The sequence below is a fragment of the Exiguobacterium sp. RIT452 genome, assembly GCF_003598705.1.
GTDB classification, from domain to species: Bacteria; Bacillota; Bacilli; order Exiguobacteriales; family Exiguobacteriaceae; genus Exiguobacterium_A; species Exiguobacterium_A undae.
In genome coordinates this window covers 1-991 of the sequence record NZ_QXJB01000021.1, presented here as the reverse complement: position 1 = coordinate 991, position 991 = coordinate 1, and the positions used below count along the sequence as shown (strand labels likewise).

General features: G+C 47.8%; 10 tRNA genes. All 10 read left to right on the top strand.

Annotated elements, in window-relative coordinates:
• The first annotated feature begins 71 nt into the window (after window positions 1-71).
• The 10 genes from D3D03_RS16635 (at window position 72) to D3D03_RS16590 (ending at window position 981) form a co-directional block, all read left to right on the top strand.
• Window positions 72-147: transfer RNA gene (locus D3D03_RS16635), tRNA-Asp, on the top strand.
• A gap of 25 nt (window positions 148-172) precedes the next feature.
• Window positions 173-248: transfer RNA gene (locus D3D03_RS16630), tRNA-Phe, on the top strand.
• A 9-nt stretch (window positions 249-257) separates the two neighbouring features.
• Window positions 258-333, top strand: a tRNA-Thr gene (locus D3D03_RS16625).
• A gap of 10 nt (window positions 334-343) precedes the next feature.
• Window positions 344-419: transfer RNA gene (locus D3D03_RS16620), tRNA-His, on the top strand.
• A gap of 26 nt (window positions 420-445) precedes the next feature.
• Window positions 446-521: transfer RNA gene (locus D3D03_RS16615), tRNA-Lys, on the top strand.
• A gap of 9 nt (window positions 522-530) precedes the next feature.
• Window positions 531-614: transfer RNA gene (locus tag D3D03_RS16610), tRNA-Leu, on the top strand.
• Window positions 615-623: 9 nt separating this feature from the next.
• Window positions 624-698 (top strand) — tRNA-Gly (locus D3D03_RS16605).
• A gap of 36 nt (window positions 699-734) precedes the next feature.
• Window positions 735-817 (top strand) — tRNA-Leu (locus D3D03_RS16600).
• Between the two features lie 8 nt (window positions 818-825).
• A tRNA-Arg gene (locus D3D03_RS16595) sits at window positions 826-899 on the top strand.
• 5 nt (window positions 900-904) lie between these two features.
• Window positions 905-981, top strand: a tRNA-Pro gene (locus D3D03_RS16590).
• The last annotated feature ends 10 nt before the right edge of the window (window positions 982-991 follow it).

The window sequence follows — 991 nt, the reverse complement described above, 5'->3', positions numbered from 1 at the left end:
TACTTTTTTAATAAAGTATTTGACAATTTTGACTGATTGATATAGTATTATAGAAGTCGTCAAGTTACCACGGTCCTGTGGTGTAGCGGTTAACATGCCTGCCTGTCACGCAGGAGATCGCGGGTTCGAATCCCGTCAGGACCGCCATTTTTATTTACCGAATTTTACTTATGGCTTTGTAGCTCAGTCGGTAGAGCAGAGGACTGAAAATCCTCGTGTCGGCGGTTCGATTCCGTCCAAAGCCACCATTTACACCTGCCGGTGTAGCTCAGCTGGTAGAGCAACTGACTTGTAATCAGTAGGTCGCGGGTTCGACTCCTGTTGCCGGCACCATCTTAATATGGCGGTTGTGGCGAAGTGGTTAACGCACCGGATTGTGATTCCGGCATTCGTGGGTTCAATTCCCATCAGTCGCCCCATTTTATGTTTTTAATTTCATATTTTTGTGTCATTAGCTCAGTTGGTAGAGCATCTGACTTTTAATCAGAGGGTCGCAGGTTCGAATCCTGCATGACACACCATTTTTTTATGCGGGTGTGGCGGAATTGGTAGACGCGCTAGATTTAGGATCTAGTGTCTTTGACGTGGGGGTTCAAGTCCCTTCACCCGTACCATTTATAAATGCGGAAGTAGTTCAGTGGTAGAATACGACCTTGCCAAGGTCGGGGTCGCGGGTTCGAATCCCGTCTTCCGCTCCAATTTTTAATCCAATGTAACAACAAATAGCATAATTTGCGGTCGTGGCGGAATGGTAGACGCGCTAGGTTGAGGGCCTAGTGGTGGCAACACTGTGGAGGTTCAAGTCCTCTCGACCGCACTTATTATGCACCCTTAGCTCAGCTGGATAGAGTACTTGACTACGAATCAAGGGGTCGGGAGTTCGAATCTCTCAGGGTGCACTTTTCGGGAAGTAGCTCAGCTTGGTAGAGCACTTGGTTTGGGACCAAGGGGTCGCAGGTTCGAATCCTGTCTTCCCGACCATTATTATTTT